Genomic DNA, 18,122 nt, shown 5'->3' on the forward strand with positions numbered 1-18,122 from the left:
TTAAAACTCTTCCCAGTCGCCGTCACTGGCGGCGACCGGTTTGCGCTTTTCGGCCGGCGTGGCGATGGGAGCGGGCGCGGGCGCCGACGCCGACGCTGGTGAAGCCGGTTTGCGCGCCACCACCGCGGCGGTCCGGCGCGGCAACGACGGCGCCTTGGCCGGCGCGCGCGGCAGCGCCGGCGTGGTGTTCGCCGCATCCAGCTTGAACACACTGACCACATCCGCCAGCTTGGTCGACTGTTCCTGCATCGATTCCGCCGCCGCTGCGGCCTCCTCCACCAGCGCCGCATTCTGCTGCGTCACCTGATCCATCTGCGTGATGGCGTCGTTGACCTGTGCGATGCCGATGCTTTGCTCTTCGCTGGCATTGCTAATCTGCGTCATGATCTGCGTCACGCGGCCGATGCTCTGAACGATTTCTTCCATCGTTTGCCCAGCCTTGTCCACCAGTTCGGAACCGATCTGCACCTTCTGTACCGAGTCGTCGATCAATCCCTTGATGTCCTTGGCGGCCGATGCGGAACGCTGCGCCAGATTGCGCACCTCGGACGCCACCACCGCGAACCCACGTCCCTGCTCGCCGGCGCGGGCGGCTTCCACCGCCGCATTCAGCGCCAGGATGTTGGTCTGGAAGGCGATGCCGTCGATGACCGAAATGATGTCGACGATCTTGCGCGACGAGTCGTTGATCGACCCCATGGTGCTGACCACCTCGCCCACCACCGATCCGCCACGCTTGGCGATTTCCGACGCGCTGATCGCCAGTTCATTGGCCTGGCGCGCATTCTCCGCGTTGAAGCGAACGGTCGACGTCAGTTCTTCCATCGACGATGCGGTTTCCTCCAGCGAGCTGGCTTGCTCCTCGGTGCGCGACGACAGGTCCTGGTTGCCGGCGGCGATCTGCGTCGAGGCGGTGGCCATCAGCTCGGTGCCGTTGCGCACCTGGCCGACGATATTCACCAGATTGTTGTTCATGGTCTTCAGCGCATGCATCAACTGGCCGGTTTCGTCGTTGCTGTTGACCTGGATGTCGCTGGTCAGGTCACCCGACGATACCGTCTCGGCGACCTTCACCGCCTGATTGATCGGCTGCGTGATGGTGCGGGTGATCCACCACGCGGCGACCACGCCCAGCACAATCGCCGCCAGCCCAAGCATGATCAGCAGCGCGCGCCCGCTCTGGTACTGCTGCTGAATCTCGGCGGCGGCGGCGTCCAGCAGCGCGGCCTGGCGATCGGCGAAAGCCTTCAGCGCGGCCAGGTAGGCGATGCGGCTCTGGGTCATTTCGCCTTCGTAGATTTTGCTTGCGGCGTCCAGGTCACCGGCGGTCTTGGCGGCGAACACGGACTTGCGGAAATCGGTGTAGGCCTTGCGCGTGTCCATCACCTTCTTGAACAGCGGCTTGAGTTCTTCGTGATCCAGATTGGCGTTGATCTGGTCCTGGATCTGCGTGGCGCGGCCGGAAGATTCGGCCATCAGCGCCTCCAGTTTTTTCTGGTCTGCCGGATCGCGCACCATGAAAGCGCCGGTGGTGCGCGCAGCATTCACCTCGATAATTTTGCCCCATTCGGCGGTGAGGCGCTCATCGCGCACCTTCACGTTGATCATCTCGTCGGTTTTGTCACTGGCGCTGCTCAGACGGAGGATGCCGATGGCGGTCATCGCAACAAGTAAGACCAGGATCAGTGAGAAACCTAAACCGAGACGGGTACCGATTCTGAGATTATTCATGCTTGCCCCCCTAGCTAAAAGTCTGGACTGTTCAATTCATCCTAGCACTAAACCTTTCAGAGGCTGTAGCATAAAAGAAACATTCGATATTGCACTGCGGAATTACTCCGCTGTCGGCGCGGCGCCCAGCAGCTCCTCGACACCGGCGATGATGGCCGGGTCCTTGATCACCGCGCGTAGCCAGACATGCAGCGGCATCTCGCCCCAGCTGGCCGCGCGCTCGGCCAGATAAGCCACCGGACTGTGCGGCTCGGTGCGGCGGAAGAACTCCGCCACCAGCCGCAGCTGTTGCAGCGCTTGCGCGCGGTTTTGCACGCCGCCGCCGGGCGCCATGGCAACGTTACCAACAGTAGCGGCGGGACTGTCGACAAGCGTGGCGGAAACGCCATACGGCGCCAGTTCGCGCACCACCGCCTGCAGCGCCTCGCGCGCGACACTGAAGCCGGGACCGTCGGCGCCCAGTTGCGTATCCACCACGCGCTCCAGCGCCGTCAGCATGGCCAGGCAGTATTCGGCGTCCTCCAGCGAAGGCGCCTGCGCGGCGCATTCCTGCACCAGTGGAGGCGTGCGCGCCAGGAGCCAGAACAGGTTGCCGATGCGCTGATCGTAGTCGCCGTCATCGACCAGAGGATACAAGTCAGTCCAATACTGTTCACACAGGCCGGCCAGCACGGCATAGCCATCGCCAAGGCCACGCAGGCCGCGCGTCCGCGCCGAGGCCTCGGCCAGCCAGGCGGCCAGGCGCAGATCCTTGCTGCGGGTGGCGATCATCTCGGCGCAACGGCTGGCGACGAACTGCCAGTCGGCCTCCTTCAAGGCGGTGGTCCACTCGCCCTGCTCCAGCGTGGGATCGTCGTGCTGGCGCGCCTTGGCGATGGCGTCCACTTCGCTGCTGAAGGCGATGTCGTCGCCGCAGCGCCGCTCGGCGCTGACCGGTTGCAGCAATTGCGCTACGTTGAACATGGCGCCTCCTATTTGACGTTGTACTTGAACTGCCCCTTGGCGGTCACGCTCACGCCGATCCGCGCGACGGCCTGCTCCTGCGCCATCCGCTCCAGCACCGCCTGGGCGATTTCCGGCAGCAGCGTGCCGTTGAGGATGTGGTCCACATTGCGCGCGCCGGAATCAACTTCGGTGCAGCGCGCCAGCACCGCATCCAGCAGCGTCGGTTCGTAGCTGAACTCCGCGTGATGCTGCTCGCGGATGCGCTGACCGATGCGCGCCAGCTTGAGGGCGATGATCTCTTTCAGCACCGCGTCCGCGATCGGGTAGTACGGCGCCACTTTCACGCGGCCGAGGAAGGCCGGCTTGAAGTGCTTGACCAGTTGGGGGCGCAGCAGCGCTTCCAGTTCCTCCGGCTGCGGCGGCGTGTCCTGGTTCAGACAAGCCTGCATAATGGTCGCCGAACCGGCATTGGCGGTGGCGATGATGATGGTGTTACGGAAGTCGATCTCGCGGCCCTCGGCATCGTCCATCACGCCTTTATCGAACACCTGGTAAAACAGCTCCAGCACATCCGGATGCGCCTTTTCGATTTCGTCCAGCAGCACCACGCTGTAGGGCTGGCGGCGCACGGCTTCGGTCAGCACGCCCCCCTGGCCGTAACCGACATAACCGGGCGGCGAGCCTTTGAGGCCGGAGACGCTGTGCGCCTCCTGATACTCGCTCATGTTGATGGTGATGAGCTTACGCTCGCCGCCGTACAGCACATCCGCCAGCGCCAGCGCGGTTTCGGTCTTGCCCACACCGGACGGGCCGACAAACAGGAACACACCTTTCGGCTTGTTGGGATCATCGAGATTGGCGCGCGCCGTCCGCACACGTTGCGCCACGGCGGCGATCGCGTGCGGCTGACCGAGGATGCGCGCTTGCAGCGATTCCTGCAACACGAGCACGGTGCGGATCTCGTCCTTGATCATTTTCCCCAGCGGGATGCCGGTCCAGCCGGAGACGATGGCGGCGATGATGGCGCCGTCCACCTCCAACGGCACCATCGGCGTTTCGCCTTGCAGCGCCGCCAGTTCCTCCTTCAGCGCCCGGATTTTCGCAGCGCCGTTGCCCTCTTCCCGCTGACGCACGATGGCGGCAACGATGGATTGTTCCCGCTGCCAGCGCACGGTGTGGAGCGCATGCTCGTCCGCCAGCGCGCCATGACTGGCTTGCAGATGCTGAAGGCGCTGATGCACCAGCGAGCCGCCATCCTCGCGCCGCAGGGCGGCGATTTCGGCGGCGATGCGCTCCATCTGCCGCGCCGCGTCCTCCAGCAATGCCGGCGTGCCGCTTTGCGCCAGCGCCACGCGCGCGCAGGCGGTATCCAGCACGCCGACCGCCTTATCCGGCAATTGACGGCCGCTGATGTAGCGGTGCGACAGGCGCACCGCTTCAGTCACCGCCTCGTCGCGTATGCGCACGCCAAAATGCTGCTCCATCAAGGGTGCCATCGCGCGCAGCATGGCGCCGGCGATCTCCTCGCTGGGCTCTTCCACCTTCACCACCTGGAAGCGCCGGGCCAGCGCCGCATCCTTCTCGAAGTATTTCTTGTACTCGCTCCAGGTGGTCGCGGCGATGGTGCGCAACTCGCCGCGTGCCAGCGCGGGCTTGAGCAGGTTGGCGGCGTCGTTCTGGCCCGCCGCCCCACCGGCGCCGATGATGGTGTGCGCCTCGTCGATGAACAGAATGATGGCTTGCGGACTTTGCTTCACTTCGTCCATGACGTTTTTCAGACGGTTCTCAAATTCGCCCTTGACACTGGCGCCGGCCTGCAACAAACCCATATCCAGCGTGCGGATGTCCACCTCTTTCAAGGCCGATGGCACGTCGCCCGCAGCCACACGCAGCGCCAGCCCCTCCACCACGGCCGTCTTGCCGACGCCTGCCTCGCCGGTCAGAATGGGATTGTTCTGGCGACGGCGCAGCAGGATGTCGATTACCTGGCGAATCTCCGTTTCACGGCCGATCACCGGATCAAGCTTGCCCTCGCGCGCCTGGCGCGTCAGGCTGATCGTGTACTGGTCCAAGGCCGGCGTGCGCGCACTGGCGGCTTGCGGAATGTCCACCAGCGGTTCTGCGGCGACAGTCTCCTCCTGCGAGCCATGTGTGTACTTTTCCAGCTGGTGTTTGACTTCATCGATGGGAATGCGGGCGAACTGCGACGAGGCGCGCAGTGCCAGCTGCTCCAGCTCCGGCTCGGTGAGCAGCGCGACCAGCAGATGCGCGCTGCGGATCTGCCCCGGCGGCGTCGCCAGCGACGCGATCAGCCAAGCATGCTCCAACAGCAGTGGCAAATGGCGCGAGAACACCGGCGTGCGCGTGCTGCCTGTCTTGAACTGGCTGATTTCGTGATGCAGGTCCGTCTCCAGCACCGCCACATCGACGCCGCAGGCGCGGACGATCAGCGACACATCGCAGCGCTGCTGCTCCAGCAAGGCCAGCACCAGATGCTCGACCTCTACTTCGTGCTGCCCCAGTCCCACGCAAATGCTGGCGGCGCGCGTGGCTGCCAGGCGGGTGGTGTCGTTCAGTTTTCCGATCAGCGATTTCAGATTCATTTGCGGCCTCCACGCGCGCTGCGGTTGATCGAGTAATGCAGCGATGACGGTTGCAGCACCGCGTCAAAGCTGACAGTTTCGTTGCAAGAAAGGCCGCACAACGTGCCGCAGATGGCAAAGCTGACGCGGTTAATGTCGCCGGCCTGGCGCTCCAGGCGCGCCTGCACATTGCGCAGGCGCGGTTCGTGACGTTCGATTGCCGCTTTCAATGCGGCGCAAATGCGGGCACGATCGTCGGCGCTGCTCAGGCACATGCCGGCAAAGTCCATCAGTCCGTAGTGGGCGATGGAACGGGTGCACTCGGGGTAAGCGCTCAGCAACTCCTCCGGCGACGCGCAGCGGGTGTTGAGCAAATCTTCCAGATCACGCGCCACGCTGTCCTTGTACTGCTCCAGTGACATGGGGCGTCCATGCCCGCCGGTCAGGCGATCCATCAGGCTGGGAGCAAAGCCATTCATTGCATGCTTTCGAAAAAAAAGCCAGGCCGGACGGCCTGGCTGAAACACGCGCCGCGAAGGTTCACCATGATGCCGTCGCGGGCACGAAAAAATCAGACGACGCGGTTGGCCGACAGGTCCCAACCACCGGAGGTGTTGCCGCCGGAGCCGCCGCTGATTTTCTGCTGCGTGTACTTCCACTTGATTTTGGAGAATTTGAATGCCACGTCCTCGGTCAGGATGTCGCCTTCCTCCACCGACGGCGAGACCGCGCCGATCAGCACATTCTCGATTTCGATCTCGTAGTACTTCACGCGCTCGCCCTGGGCATCGGCCCGCATGAACTCGAACCTGGCCTTGGGGATGGTGCGACCTGCCGAGCAGGTTTGCAGCAGGATGGGCGATGCCAGGTCGGCCAGCTTGGAGATGACGATATCGCGATGCTCGCAACGCTCCGCCGTGTGGCCGCCACCGGTGGAAGCGGTGGCGGACCTGGGCTGCTCCACGCCGAAGCTGACCGATTTGCACTCGATCCAGTCCTTGTGGCGGTCGTCATTGGATTCGCCCTTGATGCCGTCAATGTACAGATATACGTCGATTGCCATTGCATGCTCCTCTAGGTTTGTTGAGAGATTAGTGATTGGTCGATTGCGGCAGCTCCGCGACCAGACGGAGTGAAACGGACAACTCGTCGAGCTGAAAATGCGGACGCAGGAACGACACCGCGCGGTACACGCCGGGGCGGCCGGCCACCTCCTGCACCTGCACCGAGGCCTCGCGCAGCGGGAACTGCGCCTTCTGTTCCTGGCTGGCGTTATCGTCCAGCAGGACGTACTTCATCAGCCAGCGGTTGAGGAAGTCCTCGACGTTGGAGGCGGACGCGAAGCTGCCCACCTTATCGCGCATCATGGCTTTCATGTAGTGAGCAATCCGCGAAACGGCGAAGATGTACTGCAGTTGCGAGGACAGGACAGCGTTGGCGTTGGCCGCCTCGCTGTTGTACTTCTTCGCCTTCTGCGCCGACTGTGCGCCGAAGAAGGCGGCATAAGCCGTGTTTTTGCAGTGGACCAGCGAGATGAAGCCAAGGTCGCTCAACTCCTTCTCGCGGCGGTCGGTGATGGCGACTTCGGTCGGGCACTTGAGCGCCACCTCGCCCTCGCCGGTCTTGAAGGTGTGTGTCGGCAAGTCGTCCACCAGGCCACCACCTTCCACGCCGCGAATCGCCGCGCACCAGCCGAAATCGTCGAAGGCCATGGTCAGTTTGGCGCCAAAGGCGTACGTGGCGTTACACCACAGGTATTTCTGGTGATCGCTGCCGTCCACCTCTTCGACAAAATTAAACCCTTCCACCGTGGTGCCGTCGACCGGATTGAATGGCAGGCGGCCGAGGAAACGCGGCAGCGTCAGGCCGACGTAGCGCGAATCTTCGGATTCACGGAATGCCTTCCACTTCGCGTACTCCACTGTGTCGAATACTTTCGACAGGTCGCGCGGCTTGGACAAGTCGCCATAACTTTCCAGGCCAAACAGCTCGGGCGAGGCGGCCGTGATGAAGGGCGCGTGCGAGGCCGCCGCCACGTGCGACATCTGCTCGATGAAATACATGTCTTCCGGCTGCCGCGAAATTTCAAAGTCGCCCACCAGTACATCCTCGCCAAGACTGGTGCGCAGCAGCTTGGCCAGATCCTGCGCTTCGGAGCGCAGCGAACCACTCAGGTTGTTTTGCTTGCTCAGGTCTGACAGCGCCTTGGTCGACAGGCGAAGGCCACTAACGGCGATGATGCTGTTCCCCAGCTTGTCGGCCGGATCGCGCTGCAATGCCTCCTGCGCATTCAGGATCGCCTCGCCGTAGCTGGCGCGGTCAAACTTGATCTGTGCGATCTGCAGCCAGGGCGTTTTGTCGGCGGGATAGTTGGCGGCGGCACTTTTCAGGATGCCTTGCGCCTTGTCGGTCTGTCCCGAAGCCAGCGCGGTGTCGGCGTCCGCGAGTGCGTTCTCCAGTGTTGCGGCTTGCGGTTTCTCAGTACGCACGCTGACGCCATCCGTCGCGCATGCTGTCAACAGCAGCAGGCTCGCGATGCAAGGCAGCGTTGATGTGGAAATGCCCATCGGTTTTCTCCTTTTGCTAACCAGGTGAGAAGATGGCCAGTATTCATGAAATGCAGGCATCATCAATTGCGCTTACTCAAGCAGGGTCTTCTTTTCCCTTTGCTTGCGCCTACTCAAACATAAGCATCGCGGCTTTCGCTCTAATGGATGGATAGGGATCGGTACCAGCGAATCAACAAAGGAGAAAGCATGAGCATTCCATCCAAGGTACTGTGGGGCGAAGGCTTGTTCCTGCGCCCGCAGCATTTCCAACAGCAGGACCAGTATCACGAAGCCCGCTTGCATCACACCTTGCAGGCGCTGCATCCCTACCTTTGGGGGGTGCGCGAAATGACCTGGGATTGGGATGCGCTGAAGGCGGGGAAGCTGCGGCTTGAATCGCTGTCGTTGATTTTCCGTGACGGCGAGATCATCGACGCGCCATTCAGCACGCCGCTACCGCCAACGGTGGACCTGTCACGCATCCCCGACAGCGTGCTGGAAGTGACCTGGCATGCCGCCCTGCCCTCGCTGGCGCCCGGCGGCGGCAATGCCGCGTCCATCGGCGAGCCGCATAGCGGCGCGCGCTACGGCCAGGACAGCCGCGACATGGCGGACCTTTACACACAAGCCGTCGGCGCCGAGGTCACTTTTCTGAAAAGCTCGGTGCGGCTGCTGTCGGACCTTGAGCCGCTGGGCGCATTCGAGTGCGTGCCGGTGATACGACTGCGGCGCACAGTCACCGGTGGCTTCGAGCCCGATCCTTCGTTCATCCCGCCAGGTCTGTCGATCGCCGGTACGCCAGCGCTCAAGGCCATGCTGGACCGGCTGCTGGACGCACTGCAAGCCAAGGTGCAATCGCTGCAAGGCCACATGCGTGAACCTAGCCGTAATGTGATCGAATTCCGCTCCGGCGATGTGTCGTCATTCTGGCTGCTGCACACCGTCAGCACATCGGCGGCGGCGCTGATGCATTACACGCGCAATCCCGAGCTGCATCCGGAGCGATTGTTCGAGGCGCTGCTCGCGCTGGCGGGCGCGATGATGACCTACTCAAAACAGTACGCGCTGATCGACCTGCCGGGCTACCTGCACGAAGATCCGGCGCAGTGCTTCGCGCCGCTGGACGGCATCATCCGCGACCTGCTGGACACGGTCATCTCGACCAAATACTTCTCCATCGCGCTCACCGAAGAGAAACCCAGCTACCACCTGGGCAAGCTCGATTCCGGCAAGATCGATCAGCGGACCACGCTGTACCTTGCCGTCAGCGCCGCGTTGCCGGCGCTGGAACTGGTGGAGGTGGTGCCGTTGCGCGTCAAGGTCGGCGCGCCCGACGATGTGGAGAAATGCGTGCTGTCAGCGATGCCGGGCGTGAAGCTGGCGCATGCGCCGCAAGTACCGGCGGCGATCCCGGTTCAACCGGATACCTATTACTTCGCACTGGAGGGTAAAGGCATGTTATATGAACAGATGCTCAAAGCGCAGTCGATCTCGATCTACGTGCCGGCCGGCATACGCGACCTGCGCCTCAACCTGATCGCGGTGACAGCATGACGTCCCAAGTCGAACGCCGCGCCATTCCAACGCTGATGGGCGGCCAGCGCAAACAGATCCAGCCAGGATACGACCACGTACAAACGCTGCTCGACCTGCTGCAGGAGGGCTTCTACCTGCTGTTCATGCTGAAGAACGGCAGCGTGCCGCCCGGCGAGGCCCCCTTCCTCGACACCATTACCGCCTACCTGGCGGAGTTCGACCGGGAGGCACTCAAGCTGCGCGCACAGGGCGAAGATATCGACGCCGCCAAGTATGCGTTTTGCGCCGCGCTGGATGAAATCATCCTGTCGTCGCAGTTTCCGATGCGGCTGGCATGGGAGCGCCGTCCGCTGCAACTGGTAATCTTTGGCGACCAACTGGCGGGCGAGCACTTCTTCGACCGGCTCGAAGCGCTGCGCAGCGCCGGCGGCTCCAGGCTGCCGGCGCTGCAGGTGTTTCATATGTGCCTGTTGATCGGCTTTCGCGGCAAGTATGCGCTGGACGCCAGCGACAAACTGGCCTATCTCACCGCACGTTTGGGCGACGAGATCGCGCACATGCAGGGCAAGAGCAAGGGCTTTGCGCCGCAGGCGGAACGACCCGACCAGATTGTGCACAAGCTGCGTTCCAATACGCCGCTTTGGGCGGTGTCGGCGGTGTTTGGCGTGCTTGCCCTGGGGGCGTACATCGGGCTGGAAGCGGCCCTGTCGCACTCCACCGAGGAGACGCTGGCGACTTATTCGGGCTTGGTCAAGCTGGCGCCGCGCCCCGCCTACGTGACCATCACCCTGCCCTGACTATTGCGCCACGCGGAACTCGATGCGGCGATTCCGCGCCCGGCCATCCGCCTTGGTGTTGTCGGCCACGGGGCGGTCTGGCCCCTGACCGGATACCAGCACCATGTCCTGGCTGATGCCCTTTACGGCCAGGTAAGTGCGCACCGCCTCGGCGCGCGCCTGGCTGAGCGCCAGATTGGTGTCGCGAAGGCCAACGTTGTCGGTGTGGCCGATCACCTCCACTTTCTTGCCCTTGACCTTTTGCAGCGCGCCGGCCATGTCGTCGAGGATGGCCTGGCCGGATGGTGTCAGCGTCGCCTTGCCGCTGTCGAATTCGATAATGCGCCTGGCCAGTGTGTCGTCCAGCAAATTCTGCTCGGCGGCGCTTACACGCAGGCCGTTGTTGACAGTGTAATTGGGATTGAGGCTGGTGGCGATGTCGCTGGCGATCTGCTGCCGCTGCGCTTCATTGGCCACCTCGCCGCGCACGGTGACGTTGGTGCCGTCGATTTTCAGTTCGCCTTTGCTGATCAGCTTCAGATTCGGCGCGATCAGCTTTTGCACGTAGCCGTTCCAGTTTGGCGGCAGCGACACCTGGGCGATGGTCACCTGGTCGACCACGCGCTCGGCGCCGTACAGCGCGCGCACGCTGGCCAGCAAGGCCGCCTTGCTACCCTCGTCCGGTACGGCGCCGGTGACCAGAATCTGGCCTGGCATTTGTGCTACCGCCCAAGTGCTGGCCGACAGCAGTGCGATCACGATCATTTGCCTGCGCATGGCGGGGCTCCTTTCAGACGAAGGTTTCATGGAACAGCGCTTGTGCCGAGCGCAGCGAGAGCTGGCCTTGTTCGAGATAGGCCGAGAGTTTTTGCACATCCGGGTCGCCGGCAATCAGTTCGTCAACCCAGCCGGCGTAGTCGAAGCTGATCTGGTGATCGGCTGCGCTTTGCGGATCGATGATGGCGGCCAGCGTTTCCGAAGCGGCGCCGCCGAAACCGATGATCAGTGACGGACGGCCGGCCAGCTCGGCGACGAACAGGCTGAGTTCAAAATCGGATGGCTGCAGAAATGGCGCAATCAGGTCCAGCCAGAAGGCGGCCACCAGATAGCGCTGGCGGCCTGCCTGCGGCAGCGGCAGCACCAGGCTTTTGTCCAGCCGTTCGGCGCCGCTGCGACGCACCGGCTGTAGCAACAGGCCGATAGCCAGGATCGTCCGGCGCACAGAGGCGCTGGACAGCAAGGCCTCCAGTGCGCCGATGTTGTGGCAATCAAGGAAGTCGAGAAAGGCCTCATCGTGCTGCTCATCGATGTCGATGCGGGCAGTGGACAAGGCCTGCAAGGCGGCGTCGGGATCGGCGGCGGAGAACACCTCCGCACCGCGCAGATTCAGTTCATCCCACAGCGGTGCGAGGATCAACGGGCTGCGGGGGAGGAAGGTGGCGGGCGTTGCCACCTCGATGGCGGTCATGGTCAGAAACGGATAGCGGCGCTGGGAGCTGTCGCTGCTGGCGGCCAGACTTCCGGCGATGGCGCGCCGGCTGCGGGTGCCGACGAAGGCAAAACTCAGCGGCTGCATGGCGTCGTATTTCAACTTCCAGCGCGGGTCCGCGCTCAACACATTCATGACTTCGGCCAGCCAGTCGTCCAGCAGACCAGCCAGGGCGACGTTATCCGCACTCTTGATGAAATCCGCCCGCGTCGGCAGCTTGCCGAAGTAGCCGATGCGCACCGCCTGCGCACCGCGCTTCATTGCGCCGCTCCCACTTGCGCCGTCGCCGCTACCGATGGTTCCGGCGGCGCGCCAACAATGGTTTCAGGCAGACGCATGCCGTGGAAGCCTTGGTCCTGCGGCGCGCTGGCGCCGCTTTCCGGACTGCTGATAATCTTCAGCCCCATGGACACCGTGATCGCGCCGCTGGTCCAGCGCAGTTCAAACACCCCGCCATCGCGCTTCTGCTTTGCCGCCACATCGATCATGCGCTTCAGGCCAAACTGCCCCGGTTCGTTGAACACATCGACGCTACGACCATCCAGCGCCACCGCCGAAATCCGCGCCCCCGGTGCACCCTGCGGACTCGGATGCACCATGTTCGCCCACTGTACCGGGGTATTCCGGTAGCGCAGCTGCTGGCCATCTATCTCCACCGTATATTCCAGCGTTCCCGGCGCCGGCATAGGCTGGATCTGAAACACCGTCTGCGCCACCGACGCCGGAGCCAAGCCACCCGCGCCTATCGGCGCCACCCAGCCGGGAAATCGCTGTATCGTCTGCGACGACAGCGTGATGCCCATATCAGCCCAGGTGCGCGGCGCCAGCACGTCGCCGCGCCGCAGCACCAATGGGCCCAGCGTGGTGGTGGCGAACTTCGCCACCAGTCCATCCGGTCCGAAAAACTGCGCAATCTCCGTGCTGGCCGCCTCGATGCGCGCGGTCGGCGAGAACGGATACTTGTTGGCCAGCATTTGCTGGAACGGCTCGTAGACCTGCGCCAGCCAGGTCTTGTTGATCTCCGCCTCCGCCGGCACCACCAGCACCGCGAAGGTTTGCATCAGCGGCCGCACCAGCAACGGGCGAATCGCCAGCTTCTGCGCCTCCGTCATCCCGGTCAACATCTGCTCGTCCACATAGCGCAGCGCGTCAGCCAATTCCGATCCACTCCCCTCCAGGGTTTGCTGCATGAACTGGCGCGCGCCGGGGCCGGGATCGCCCTGGTTCTTCAGCTGATTCAGACGGCCTCGCAACTTGGACAGCACGTCCATGTAGGCCCGCATCAACGACGCATCCTTATCCTTGGCCGCCACCAGCTTGCCGATGCCGGCGAACTCGCGTCCCACTGGCCCCAGGCCGGCGGCCGGCCGGTCCGCCGACAGATTGATATTGATCTGCGCCGGCGAGCGGCGCAACACACTGTACTTGATCCAGCTGATGAAGCCCGTCTGCGCCTCCTTTACCTGCGTGCTGGTCACCGTCGGGTTATCCCAGGAAGTCTGCTGATAAATAGCCGCCAGCAGCTTGGACAACGGCGAGGACTGCGGATCGCCCAACCGGTTCATCGCCGTCACGGCGGCATCAAAGCCATTCAGGTTGGCGATGCTCACACCCTGCACAAACTTCTGCCACTCGCGCGCGTAATCGGCCTTGTACAAGTCGCTCAGCCCTTTCTGGATTTGCTCCGGACTGCCCTCCAGCGTCAGATCGTCGCGCGCGGCGCTCTTGAGCACCCAGTCCGTGCTTTGCAGTTCGCGGTTGGCCGCATTGCGGAAAGCATCCTGCACGAAGTTCTCCCAGGCTTCGCGGGTGTACGCCCCCGGCACCGCGTGGCTGCCGGTGACCAGAGTCTGATCCGCCTCGCCCACCATGCGCGCCACCGTCATCGCGGCGAAGCGCGTGTTGGCGCGGGCGCGGATATCGGCGTACACGCGCTCACGCGCAGGCATGCCGCGCACCACCCGACGCAGATTCTCGCGCGACTGATCCATCAGCGCCAGCTTCAGGTCGATGCGCGGCCATGCCGGATCGGGAAGCTGCGCCAGATAGAATGTCATCAGGCGCTCGGCGCTCTGGATCATCTGCTCGCGCGGCATGGCGCCGCGATTCTGCTCCAGCCACGCGCGCCAGTGACGCGGCAACTGGTCATTCAGGTGGCTCGCCTCGGCGTGGGATTTATCGGCCAGCATCAGATAACTTTTCAGCGCGTTGTAGACGTCATCCACATTGGTCGGTGAGGCTTGCTGGAACTGCCCGCCTTCCGGCGGACGCGGTGCGCCGGAAGGTTGCAGCTCACCGGGGTGCGCATTCATTTCGGTCAGCAGCGCCTCCAGGTTTTCCACCACCGGCGTCAGCATCACACTCTTCACGCCGGCGAAGTATTCCTCGCGCAGCTTGCGTTCCAGCGTCTCGCCCTGGTAGAGTCCCATGCGCAGCGACCATGGTCGCGATTCACGATATTTTTCCAGTTGTCCGATGCGGTCCTGGATAATTTCCAGCGCCTCCAGCCGTGATTGCAGGTCCAGACGCTTGGCCTGCAGCTTGATCACCTTGTCGAGGTCCGCCTGCACATTGCTGACCAGTTGACGGTTGCCCATGTAGGACCAGCTCCAGCCGCCCAGCGAGGCGCCCAGCAGCAGCACGGCACCAAAGAAGGCCGCATACTTCAGCCGCAGCTTGTTCTTGCTGGCGTATTGCGACACCAGGTCCCTGTCAGCGAAGATCACCTTGCGAAAAAGGTTCAGCAGGAAGAAGCCGGAATGGCCCGCGCCGGCCACCGCCGCCGCATCCGGCGCGGCCAGCGCGAAGCGCTTGGCGACACGCTGCGACTGCTCGCTCATCGGCATCCCTTCCTGCAAGGCGCTGGTGAAGTAGAAGCCGCGGAATACGGGCTTGAACTGAAACGGATTTTCTTCGAACAGCGTCACCAGAAAAGCACGCAGCGGCGCGCGGATCGTCGAGAACTCCAGCGGGAAGGTGAACACGCCAGGCTCCATGCGCTCGCGCCGTTGCTGGCCCATGGTGGCGATGCTCAGCGCCTTCAGGCCATCGCACAGCTCATCGAAAGCGTTATCGAAGAAGGCCAACACCTGCTGGCTGCCGGTCTTGCGTTGATACGGCATGGTGGCGCCCCACACCCGTTCACGTTCCGCGCGTTCCGATTGGGCGAAGAATTCGCCGAAGCCCGCGATCAGGTCCGCCTTGGTAAACACCACGTACACCGGCGCAAACACCTCCAGCCGCTCGATCAGGTCCTGCACGCGCTTGCGCAGGCTACGCGCCAGCTTGATGCCGGCCTCCGGATCGTCACCGCGCAGCTCCGCGATGCTGACGGCGATGATGATGCCGTTGACCGGTGCCCGGCGCCGGTACTTCTTCAACAGATCCAGAAAGCCGTGCCACTCCGCCCGGTGTTCGTCCTGCACCGAGTAGCGGCCAGCGGTATCGAGCAGAATGCCTTCAGTGGTAAAGAACCAGTCGCAGTTGCGCGTGCCGCCCACACCCTGCAGCACCTTGCCGTCGGCGAAGGGGAACTGCAGGCCGGAGTTGGTGATCGCCGTGCTTTTGCCGGCCGCCGGATTCCCGATGATCATGTACCAGGGCAGTTCGTACAAGGCGCGCGTGCCGGCGACGATGCCCAGCTTGGAACCCTTGATGGTGTCGATCGCTTTCAGCATCGCATCCCGGATCGCCTTGACCTCGGCGGCGGAGGGATCGGCGGCGGGCTCCGGCCGGCCAATGGCCTCGCCCAGTTGCTCCGATTCGCGCCGCGCCCGCCAACGGCGCCAGCCCCACACCGCGCCCGCCAGCGCCAGCATGACGGCGGTCGCCCCCAGCGCCCAGATCAGCGCCAGCTCCAGCACTTGCGCGCCGAGATAGAAGAAGGCCGCCATCGCCATCAAACCCATGATGGTGAGGTTGCGGCTGTCGGTCAGGAAGCTCCAGAGTCTGCGCAGCATAGATGGTGTCCGGCGAACACGGCGGCGCCCAGGCGACGGGCGGACCGATGCATGTTGCCACCAATAAAACCGGTAACTCTTGCGCAAAAACAATGGCGCTTATTTCTTTACGGTCCCAGCCACGCGCAGCTCGGCATGACCGAAGTCCATCATGGTCCAGCGGCCGCCCCAGGTCAGGCCGGCGGCCTCGGCGACCACGCCGTACAGCTGGTAGCCGCGCATCGCCCATGGATCTTTCTCGGAAATCAGCAGTTTGCCGTCGCGCAGGAAGGCGCAGTCCGCCGCCAGGCCGAACTGATGGTAGCTCTGGAAGGCCTTGGCGTTGGTGACGCTGGGACCGGCGGCGGCCAGCGTATTCTGCCGCTCTGGGCTGCGATAGCCTTCGAGGATGGCCATGTCATAGCCATGGCGCTCTTTCATGATCTTGAAGACCAGCAGCAGCCGCTGCGCGAATGCCGGGTCCAGCAGTTGCCAGTTGCGGTTGGCACTGTCCAGCATCGGCCGCACCAGCGTGACTTCGGCGGTGGCGAACGCCAGTGGCGGCGGTGGCGCCGGCGCGGTCAGCTGCTCCCCTTGCAGCAGACCGGCGATCTGATCGTTGATGGCGTGGGTGTCGCTGTCGTAACCGGACAGCATGCCGCGGCCGCTGAGCATCAGCGCCAGCAGCGGCGGCACCACCAGCAATATCGAGACGGCCAGCAGCAGCGGCCAGCGACGCCCGAGAAATTGCAGCGCTTGACGCACCGTGCCGCCGGCGTCCCGTCCCAGCACCACGGCCTGCTGAGCCCCCTGACGTGCGCCGCCGCGTAAATGCCGGCCCACGCGGCGCCCCGCCGCGCCGACCGACTGCATTACCCCCTCGCGCCCGGCGGGAAACAGCAACAGCCAGGCGCAAAAACACGTCAATACAAAGAACAACAACATAGAAAAGAGAAACATGGTGCGCTCCATCAAAACGGGCCAACGCCACAGACAGGACACTTCATCGTAGGCCGTTCGCAGCAAGGTGATACCGGCCAGATCAAATGCGAGGGGGAAATTGTGGAAACGTCGAAACCTGATTTGCTGACCGCCTCGCCACGCGCGGCGGTGGACAAGCGCATTCTGGCGCAACTGGAGCATGGTCCGCGCACGCCGGCCATCGCGGTGCGTGCGGCGGGCTGGACCATCGATGGCTGGACGATAGGATTGTGTGCGCTGCTACTGGTAATGTGCAGCGTGGCATGGCTGATGCATGACAACCGGATTACGCCGCAGACGTTTCGTTCCGCGGCATCCACAGCGGCGCCCAGCACAGCGCTACCGGCCAGAACCATCCCGGCGACACACGAGGAAGCGGCGACAGGCGTAGCGGCGGCCATCATCAATGAGCCGGCCACGGCGGATCATGTTGCCACCAGCGCCACAATCAGCAGCGGGCCCGACACCGTTCCAACCGCCGCGATAGCCACCGCCGCCGCGCCGGCCCCTTCACGCGCAGCGCCCCACAAGCCAGCGGGGCCAACGGCACGCCCACCGGTCGCCAAATCGCCAACGCCAACCGGCGTCGACACCGACGTCACGCTGCTGACGGCGCTGGTCGCCCATGCAGGCAAACCCGCCTTGGTGTCACCCGAACGCAGCCGGGACATCGTCGAACGTCAGGACGGCGACACCACCGCACAACTGCTGGCCCGCTGCAAGCAGCTCGGCATGATCGAAGGCATGCTCTGCCGCTCCCGCATCTGCTCAGGACGTTGGGAAACCGACGCCGCCTGCCGCGTCCCCGCGCATTGAAGATCAGCCGCGCTGCGGAATCTCCAGGCCTTTCGCCACCGCCGGACGCGCAACGAAGGCATCCAGCACGCGCCGCAGATTCGGGAACTTGCCGAATTCCACCAGCTCGCCGGCGCCGTAGTGGCCCACCAGGTTGCGCACCCACGGCCAGACGGCGATGTCGGCAATGGTGTACTCGTCGCCCATCAGCCACTGGCGGCCAGCCATGCGCTGCTCCAGCACGCCCAGCAGGCGCCGCGATTCATGGACATAGCGGTCGCGCGGGCGCTTGTCCTCATACTCCTTGCCGGCGAACTTGTGGAAGAAGCCCAACTGGCCAAACATCGGACCAACCCCGCCCACCTGGAACATCAGCCACTGGATGGTCTCGTAGCGGCCGGCGGCATCCTTGGGCAGCAATTTTCCGGTCTTCTCGGCGAGGTACAGCAAAATCGCGCCCGACTCGAACAGCGGCAACGGCTTGCCGTCTGGCCCGTTTGGATCGATGATGGCCGGAATCTTGTTATTCGGATTCAGCGACAGGAATTCCGGCGACATCTGGTCCTGGGTCTCAAAGCTGACCAGATGCGGCTCGTAAGGCAGCCCCATTTCCTCCAGAACTATCGATACCTTGACGCCATTCGGCGTCGGCAGCGAGTACAGCTGGATACGGTCGGGATGCCGGGCCGGCCACTTGCCGGCGATAGGAAATGCGGACAAATCTGTCATGATGCGAAACCCTTCAGAATGAACGATGCGGCGATTATCCACCAAGCGCGCAAAACATGCTCCCGGACAGA

General features: G+C 63.7%; 14 protein-coding genes. 3 read left to right on the forward strand and 11 right to left on the reverse strand.

The annotated features are described in order from the left end of the window. The 6 genes from GTP44_RS13205 to tssC all read right to left on the reverse strand — a co-directional run bounded on the left by GTP44_RS13205 (nt 1) and on the right by tssC (nt 7,825). Nucleotides 1–1,731, reverse strand: coding sequence for a methyl-accepting chemotaxis protein (locus GTP44_RS13205; protein WP_161019804.1), 1,731 nt, complete (start codon nt 1,729–1,731; stop codon nt 1–3). 102 nt (nt 1,732–1,833) lie between these two features. Next, entirely contained in the window at nt 1,834–2,694 is an 861-nt protein-coding gene (gene tssA / locus GTP44_RS13210; protein WP_161019805.1) for a type VI secretion system protein TssA, read from the reverse strand. Nucleotides 2,695–2,702: 8 nt separating this feature from the next. Continuing rightward, nucleotides 2,703–5,279: a type VI secretion system ATPase TssH gene (gene tssH, locus GTP44_RS13215; RefSeq protein WP_161019806.1), complete on the reverse strand. Its 2,577-nt coding sequence runs from the start codon at nt 5,277–5,279 to the stop codon at nt 2,703–2,705. Then, nucleotides 5,276–5,737, reverse strand: a complete 462-nt coding sequence (gene tssE, locus GTP44_RS13220) for a type VI secretion system baseplate subunit TssE (protein WP_161019807.1) — start codon at nt 5,735–5,737, stop codon at nt 5,276–5,278. Before tssE ends, tssH begins: the two co-directional genes overlap by 4 nt. Before the next feature lie 92 nt (nt 5,738–5,829). Next, on the reverse strand, nt 5,830–6,321 hold the full coding sequence (locus tag GTP44_RS13225) for an Hcp family type VI secretion system effector (protein ID WP_161019808.1): 492 nt from the start codon (nt 6,319–6,321) through the stop codon (nt 5,830–5,832). Nucleotides 6,322–6,349: 28 nt separating this feature from the next. Continuing rightward, nucleotides 6,350–7,825 (reverse strand): type VI secretion system contractile sheath large subunit, encoded by a 1,476-nt coding sequence (gene tssC, locus GTP44_RS13230; protein ID WP_229256905.1) that lies wholly within the window; start codon nt 7,823–7,825, stop codon nt 6,350–6,352. Between the two features lie 189 nt (nt 7,826–8,014). On the opposite strand from tssC, the gene tssK reads away from it, so the two are divergent. Then, nucleotides 8,015–9,361, forward strand: coding sequence for a type VI secretion system baseplate subunit TssK (tssK, locus tag GTP44_RS13235; protein WP_161019809.1), 1,347 nt, complete (start codon nt 8,015–8,017; stop codon nt 9,359–9,361). Continuing rightward, nucleotides 9,358–10,140, forward strand: a complete 783-nt coding sequence (icmH, locus tag GTP44_RS13240) for a type IVB secretion system protein IcmH/DotU (RefSeq protein ID WP_161019810.1) — start codon at nt 9,358–9,360, stop codon at nt 10,138–10,140. Before tssK ends, icmH begins: the two co-directional genes overlap by 4 nt. Here icmH and GTP44_RS13245 read toward each other — a convergent pair whose 3' ends face one another. The 4 genes from GTP44_RS13245 to GTP44_RS13260 all read right to left on the reverse strand — a co-directional run bounded on the left by GTP44_RS13245 (nt 10,141) and on the right by GTP44_RS13260 (nt 16,506). Then, on the reverse strand, nt 10,141–10,896 hold the full coding sequence (locus GTP44_RS13245; protein WP_161019811.1) for an OmpA family protein: 756 nt from the start codon (nt 10,894–10,896) through the stop codon (nt 10,141–10,143). Between the two features lie 13 nt (nt 10,897–10,909). After that, nucleotides 10,910–11,869, reverse strand: a complete 960-nt coding sequence (tagF, locus tag GTP44_RS13250; RefSeq protein ID WP_161019812.1) for a type VI secretion system-associated protein TagF — start codon at nt 11,867–11,869, stop codon at nt 10,910–10,912. Further along, nucleotides 11,866–15,567 carry a type VI secretion system membrane subunit TssM gene (gene tssM / locus GTP44_RS13255; protein WP_229256906.1) on the reverse strand — a complete coding sequence of 1,234 codons (3,702 nt, stop codon included), beginning with the start codon at nt 15,565–15,567 and terminating at the stop codon, nt 11,866–11,868. Before tssM ends, tagF begins: the two co-directional genes overlap by 4 nt. A gap of 99 nt (nt 15,568–15,666) precedes the next feature. After that, entirely contained in the window at nt 15,667–16,506 is an 840-nt protein-coding gene (locus GTP44_RS13260) for a M15 family metallopeptidase (RefSeq protein WP_161019813.1), read from the reverse strand. Between the two features lie 102 nt (nt 16,507–16,608). Here GTP44_RS13260 and GTP44_RS13265 point away from each other — a divergent pair, with 102 nt between their 5' ends. After that, nucleotides 16,609–17,343, forward strand: coding sequence for a hypothetical protein (locus GTP44_RS13265; RefSeq protein ID WP_161019814.1), 735 nt, complete (start codon nt 16,609–16,611; stop codon nt 17,341–17,343). A gap of 3 nt (nt 17,344–17,346) precedes the next feature. Here GTP44_RS13265 and GTP44_RS13270 read toward each other — a convergent pair whose 3' ends face one another. After that, nucleotides 17,347–18,051, reverse strand: coding sequence for a glutathione S-transferase N-terminal domain-containing protein (locus tag GTP44_RS13270; protein ID WP_161019815.1), 705 nt, complete (start codon nt 18,049–18,051; stop codon nt 17,347–17,349). Between the last annotated feature and the right edge of the window lie 71 nt (nt 18,052–18,122).

Origin of the sequence: Duganella lactea (assembly GCF_009857505.1) — a bacterium.
GTDB classification, from domain to species: Bacteria; Pseudomonadota; Gammaproteobacteria; order Burkholderiales; family Burkholderiaceae_D; genus Rugamonas; species Rugamonas lactea.

Coding starts and splice junctions, on each gene's coding strand:
- tssK (WP_161019809.1), top strand. CDS start 8,015: ATGAGCATTCCATCCAAGGTACTGTGGGGCGAAGGCTTGTTCCTGCGC.
- tssA (WP_161019805.1), bottom strand. CDS start 2,694: ATGTTCAACGTAGCGCAATTGCTGCAACCGGTCAGCGCCGAGCGGCGC.
- GTP44_RS13225 (WP_161019808.1), bottom strand. CDS start 6,321: ATGGCAATCGACGTATATCTGTACATTGACGGCATCAAGGGCGAATCC.
- GTP44_RS13245 (WP_161019811.1), bottom strand. CDS start 10,896: ATGCGCAGGCAAATGATCGTGATCGCACTGCTGTCGGCCAGCACTTGG.
- GTP44_RS13205 (WP_161019804.1), bottom strand. CDS start 1,731: ATGAATAATCTCAGAATCGGTACCCGTCTCGGTTTAGGTTTCTCACTG.
- tagF (WP_161019812.1), bottom strand. CDS start 11,869: ATGAAGCGCGGTGCGCAGGCGGTGCGCATCGGCTACTTCGGCAAGCTG.
- GTP44_RS13270 (WP_161019815.1), bottom strand. CDS start 18,051: ATGACAGATTTGTCCGCATTTCCTATCGCCGGCAAGTGGCCGGCCCGG.
- tssE (WP_161019807.1), bottom strand. CDS start 5,737: ATGAATGGCTTTGCTCCCAGCCTGATGGATCGCCTGACCGGCGGGCAT.
- tssC (WP_229256905.1), bottom strand. CDS start 7,825: ATGGGCATTTCCACATCAACGCTGCCTTGCATCGCGAGCCTGCTGCTG.
- tssM (WP_229256906.1), bottom strand. CDS start 15,567: ATGCTGCGCAGACTCTGGAGCTTCCTGACCGACAGCCGCAACCTCACC.
- tssH (WP_161019806.1), bottom strand. CDS start 5,279: ATGAATCTGAAATCGCTGATCGGAAAACTGAACGACACCACCCGCCTG.
- GTP44_RS13260 (WP_161019813.1), bottom strand. CDS start 16,506: ATGTTTCTCTTTTCTATGTTGTTGTTCTTTGTATTGACGTGTTTTTGC.
- icmH (WP_161019810.1), top strand. CDS start 9,358: ATGACGTCCCAAGTCGAACGCCGCGCCATTCCAACGCTGATGGGCGGC.